Consider the following 5,475-nt stretch of genomic DNA (forward strand, 5'->3'; position numbering starts at 1 on the left):
CTTCCTCTTGATCCGCAGCACGCTTTTCTTCGACGGAGCCGCGCCAAGATACCACCGCCCCCCATTGCGGAAGTGGCGGGGTCCGAGCGTGTACCCAAGGAAGTCAAAGCTTTCCAATCGGGCATTCTTCACCGAGGTTTTAGTCTCGTTGAGTGTCAGCCCAAGCTTGGTCATCACCGCTTTCGTCCACGTCAATGCGTCTTCCGCGTGGCCGCGGCTGAGAATGACGAAGTCGTCGGCATAGGAGATAATCTGGCCATGGAATGCTTCACGCCGACCGCTGAGACGCCAATGCTTCAGGAACCGGTTCATGTAGATGACGGAGAGCAGCGGACTGATGACACCCCCCTGTGGCGTGCCACACTTGTTGCTCTTACCGCCGCTCATGCGCCGTTTCCCGTTGCTATCCCGCTCCTCGACCGGTACTCGCAGCCATAACTTAATCAGCCGCAGCACATTCCGGTCGACGATGCGTCGGGCCACCGATTTGAGGAGGTCCGAGTGCGGTATCGTGTCGAAGTATTTCGACAAATCGGCGTCAACAACATCTGTGTAGCCCCGGCACATAAGCCGGTGCACTTCCTTGACGGCATCGACCGCGTTGCGGCGCGGGCGATATCCATAAGCGCCGTCCTCAAAATCCGCCTCGAAGATCGGTTCCAGCACGATCTTTGCAGCAGCTTGGACGACCCGGTCCCGGATTGTTGGGATACCGAGCGGACGTTCGCCGCCGCCGGGCTTCGGGATCATCACCCGCCGCACCGGATCGGGCCGATAGGTCTTCGTGACGAGTTCATCGCGCAGGCCAGCCAACCATGCTTCGAGTCCCGACGCGTCGATCTGTTCGAAAGTTATTCCGTCCACTCCCGGCGCACCCGCGTTGGCGCGGGCCAGCTTGTAGGCATGGCTCAGAATGTCCTCGCGGCAGATCTTGTCGTACAGCACGTAGAAGCGGAAGGCAGGCTCCGCCTTCGCCTTACAATAAAGCTTTCTCTGAAGGCTCCTGATCTTATCGGGCGTTTCAAGGCTCATCGCCAATCTACCCTTTCCCTCGCCATCTTCAAAAGCGCACCTGAAGTCAGGGTCCTTTCCTCCGCCGGAATTACCCGGTTTCATCGGTACCTTTGAGCCTGTCCGACTCCCGTCCGGTCCATCGACTACTCAATGCTGAAGGCGCGACCTTCGACCAAGACGGGTCTCCCCCGATTACCCGTACTACCTTTCCAACGTGCCGTGCCCATTACCCCGGTGAACCAGACAGGTGTGTGCGTCGATTGCTTCCCTGTCCGCACGGCCTTCCCCGCCATACGATCGGGTCGGCATTCACATCGTAACTTTCGAGGCGTGCTCAGGCTTCACTCACGTTACGGCCCGCTGGATTGCTCGGCCGCCTAAAGCGACCTTTGTCACGAGGCTTCGATCCGTCCGATTGCTCGTCCAAACCGCTCGTCAGCTACCAGATCAATCGACAACTCTCTGGGTGGATCCTTCCTCCACTGGTAATACGCGCCGTCGGGGCGCACCGAATGGCTTCACATATTGAGGTAGCAGCAGTTTGACGTCATGACCCAAAGCCGCGATCTCGCGCGCCCAAAACCGACATGGCTGAAGTGGAACAGTTCTGCGCGTTCGTCGAACTCGAGCTTTCCCAGCACAGCCGTGACCGCCTGCCCGCTATTGCGCGCCTCGGTCGTGGTGGTGACGTCCCCCGACGTGACCCGCATGCGCCGCTATCCGTGCCTCAGAAGCCGATTGCGATCGTCCCGAATGTTCGTAGACCTATACTTAGCATGTAGGTCTCATTCAAGACGGGGGGCACGCCGCCTACCGTATAATTGTAGGATTTCAGATAGTTCAATCCCAGCACCAAGCAATCGTCGACATAGCCGGCACCGACCACATACTGGTTGATCTCGTTGGCCTCGAGGTCCCAGCGCGCCGAGCCCGTGACCACCCAGTTGGTCGCGACCTTCAGCGAGCCGGTGGTGAGGATGCCTTCGCGGCGGGTCAGATAGCCGAGCTCCGGCTGTGCCGCGTAGTTGCCGTACATCACGCTGATCGACCAGCGATCGAAGTTGGCGCGGCCTTCGGCCTCGAAACGCTGGACGTTCCAGGTCTGCTCGTCCATGCGGGAGCGGACGCTGAAGGTGTAGGTGCGGTTGGGCGAGTAGTCGATACTCGCCACGTAGTCGGAGCGGGGCTTGTCGAGACCGGAATCGAGGCCCGTGTTGATGGAGTCCCGGACCGCGTAGGAGTTCATGCCGAACAGCTGGTAGGACTGGCCGAACAGCACCTTGGCCGCGCCGCCCTTGTCGAACTGCGTGGTGGCCTGCACGCCGACATTGGCGCGGCCGCCGCCCTCGACGCGGTCGTAACCGGAGAACTTGTCGACGCTGAACAGGTTCGACGTTTCGAATACAAAACTCTGCGCATCCTCGTTGGGAAACTTGCCGGCATAAGTCTCGTTCGGGCGGATGATGATCTGCGCGATCGGCTCGACGGTGGTCGAGCCCCAGGGCTGAACGTTGATGAAGGGATAGCGGTATTCGAGGCCGACCGTCGGCATCAGGCGGAATGCCTGGGTGTCGCCGACCGGTAGGTAGTTCGACACGCCCGGCTGGTTCGAGACCGAGGAGTTGATTGCATCGGCGCGCAGGCCGGCGAACGGCGTCCAGATCTGGCCGAGCGGGTCGGTGAAGGATTTGCGCCACTGCGCTTCCGCCGACAGGCGGGTATAGGTGCCGGGGAAGCCGCGCAGCAGGCACTGCGATGGCGTGCGCGCGAGCGGATCGGCCGACGCCGTCGTGCACAGGCTGTTGGTGTTGGCGAGCGTGGTGATCGGATCGAACACGGCGCTGTCACGCGACAGGTTGACGGAGTTGGTCTTGTAGCTGAACTCGCCGCCGAACACCGGATAGTTGAGCACGTTCGAGTAGTCGATCACGGGGTAGACGATCGGGACCTTGTCCTGGTTGCCCGAGAAGCTCCGCCAGTACATCGTGCGTGCGTCGAAGAAGCTGCGATTGCCGGCGCCGGTCAGATAGAGCTGCGAGACCGCGTCGGTCGGCAGGTTCAGGAACGAACCGAGCGGGTCACGGTACTGCGACAGGCGGTAGTCCGAGAAGAAGTAGTAGTCGGACATCACGACGCCGTCCCAACCCCAGACCCATTTGTCGTTCAGCGCGAACTGACCCTTGGTCTCGACGGCGCCGCGGAACTGGCGGTCGCCGGGCTGGCCGGCGAGTGCGCCGCGATCGAGCTGGTCGATGCCGTAAGCACGGATCTGGTAGGCGCCGCCCATCAGGCGCTGGCGGAACTCCGCCTGGAACAGCACGCCCTGCCTGGAGGTGATGCGCGGGTTGAAGGTCACGTCCATATCGGGCGCGATCGCCCAGTAGAACGGGACCTCCACGCCGTAGCCGTAGCCCGTGTTCGAGGTGAAGCCCGGCATCAGGAAGCCGGACTTGCGCTTCACGGTCGGGTCGGGCGTCGAGAAGTAGGGCATGTAAGCGAGCGGCACGCCGAAGAACTCGAGCTGCGCCGTCTCGAAGTACAGCATCTTCTCCTGCTGGTCGTGGATGATGCGGGCACCCTTGACCTGCCACAGCGGTGGCTTCTTCGGATCGTCCTTGCACGGAGCGCAGGCCGTGTAGACGCCGTTCTCGAACACGGTGTAGTTGCCGCTGGAACGGTCGGCGCGCGTTGCGGCCATCCGTGTCCGGTCGGCGGTATCGACCCGGAGCGAACCGACGAATCCGTCGCGATAGTCGTCGGACAGATCGATCGTCTCGGCATAGGTGATCTTGCCCTCGGCATCCGTCATGCGGATGTTGCCTTCGGCATGGAGCCGCTTGGTCTTCTGGTCGTAGGCGACCTTGTTAGCCTCGACGCTGGTGCCGTTGTAGAACAGCTGGACGTTACCGACCGCCGAGATCCGCGAATTATTGTAGTCGTAGACGACCTCGGTCGCCTGAACCAGCATCTGGTTGTCGTTGGCGGCCTTCGGCGGCTTCGGACGCGGCGGCTGCGTATTGTAGGAGACGTTCTGCGCCGATGCCTTTACGACGGGGCCGAAACCAGTCGCGATGACAACGGCTATGGCAAGCAAGCAGTCGCAGACTAGCGACGTGAAGAGCCACGGATCGTGCCCTGGCGCAACCGCAGTCAGTTTGTGACGATGCGCAGCCACAGCCACTAACCTTTCCGTCGGGTCAGCAAGGCCAACAATCTGATGAAGCGGCCAACGCAGACTGGCGGCCAGACCGAAGTCTCCAGTTGCATGAACTCACACTTACTTGACGTCCTGATACAACTAGCCACAACAGCGAGCAGGAAAATGGTGAACACGTTACCTTAAATTCTCGGCATCGAGCCGTAGCACTGGCTCCAGCCCTCTTGCGGTTGCGCAGAAACCCTCGGCAATCGACGCGAACCGCTACGCTGAAATCTCTTCAAGTCGGCCTCGCTTCGGCCCAGGGAATTCGTGCTGAAGGCGTCGCGCTGGAAGGTTTGCGGAAGCATGTGATGGCTGATCTGACGGGTTATCAGGTTCATCCGAACCGAACTATGCCTGGAAGCACAGCTACTGGAGCAAGCTGCGAGAGCCCAGGAGCAGCAGCAGCGCGATGGGCGGAGCGCGAAATGCCGATCGCGGAGAAACTCCGCGTCTCCGATAGGCGATCTTGGGCGGCAGCTTTTTCAGCAAAGGGATCAGGAACACGAGCAGTCCGCGCTCATTGGCCAAAGCTTTGACGAACTGTCGGTCCGCCGACCATGCCACTTGGTTCGCGTGGGTCGTTCCGATATCTGTCAGCTGCGACCTACTCCGAAGGATGCTGATCTGTTGTTGTTGCGGCGAATATGCCAGCTGCTTGCTAATCGGCCGTTTCACGCCCCCCGGCGCATGACGGCCATTATGCGGGCCGGGAGCCATGCGGTGAAGCGCGAGCGGGTGAAACCGTTGATGTGCAGAATGGGAAGGCTCAGGCCGAAGCCGCGAATAACGCAACCGTCGGGGCCAGAGGCCAATGTTGTGTTCTGCTCCGCCGTTTGCGGATTGGTGCCAGAGGATCAGACACAGCTTCACTGCTGGCCCAAAGTCGGCCGGGCCGGCCTGCCGCGGGCTAGAAGCGCAATGGTTGTGGCTTCCCAAAGACGAACTCCAGATCGCATCATGCACTCCGCTGCCCCTTCCTGTCCAATAACGAGCGCCTGCGCAAACGAAGCAAGCTGCGTGCCGCTCGAAGATGGAGATCCTCAAGCGGGTTTGTTCATGGTACATGCGTCCGGTTGTAGACATTGGTCCGAACCAGACAATCGAGTCCTTGGCAGTGATATCGGTAGTTGGTGGAACGCACGATTGCACTAGGGTCCAGACTCAATTGAGCCAATATGCGACGAGAGCGGCGAGATGAACAGCGGCCAAAAAATTACGGGCGAGCTTGTCATATCGCGTGGCGATGCGCCGGAAGTCCT

At 60.7% G+C, this 5,475-nt stretch carries 3 protein-coding genes and 1 pseudogene; all 4 read right to left on the reverse strand.

The window, feature by feature from the left end; genetic code table 11:
- Positions 1-1,032, reverse strand: a 1,032-nt coding sequence (gene ltrA / locus QJT78_RS47885) for a group II intron reverse transcriptase/maturase (protein ID WP_281460747.1), incomplete at its 3' end; no start/stop codon positions are given.
- Between the two features lie 500 nt (positions 1,033-1,532).
- Positions 1,533-1,724, reverse strand: a complete 192-nt coding sequence (locus tag QJT78_RS47890; protein ID WP_014497849.1) for a hypothetical protein — start codon at positions 1,722-1,724, stop codon at positions 1,533-1,535.
- Positions 1,725-1,741: 17 nt separating this feature from the next.
- On the reverse strand, positions 1,742-4,108 hold the full coding sequence (locus tag QJT78_RS47895) for an LPS-assembly protein LptD (RefSeq protein ID WP_244433295.1): 2,367 nt from the start codon (positions 4,106-4,108) through the stop codon (positions 1,742-1,744).
- A gap of 1,269 nt (positions 4,109-5,377) precedes the next feature.
- Positions 5,378-5,475: pseudogene (locus tag QJT78_RS47900) on the reverse strand (IS5/IS1182 family transposase); the annotation flags it as partial.

Source organism: Bradyrhizobium sp. Mp27 (assembly GCF_029953005.1).
GTDB lineage: Bacteria > Pseudomonadota > Alphaproteobacteria > Rhizobiales > Xanthobacteraceae > Bradyrhizobium > Bradyrhizobium barranii.

What these genes read in the sequence shown, in the direction of transcription:
- QJT78_RS47890 (WP_014497849.1), bottom strand. Translation starts at nt 1,724, where the DNA reads ATGCGGGTCACGTCGGGGGACGTCACCACCACGACCGAGGCGCGCAAT.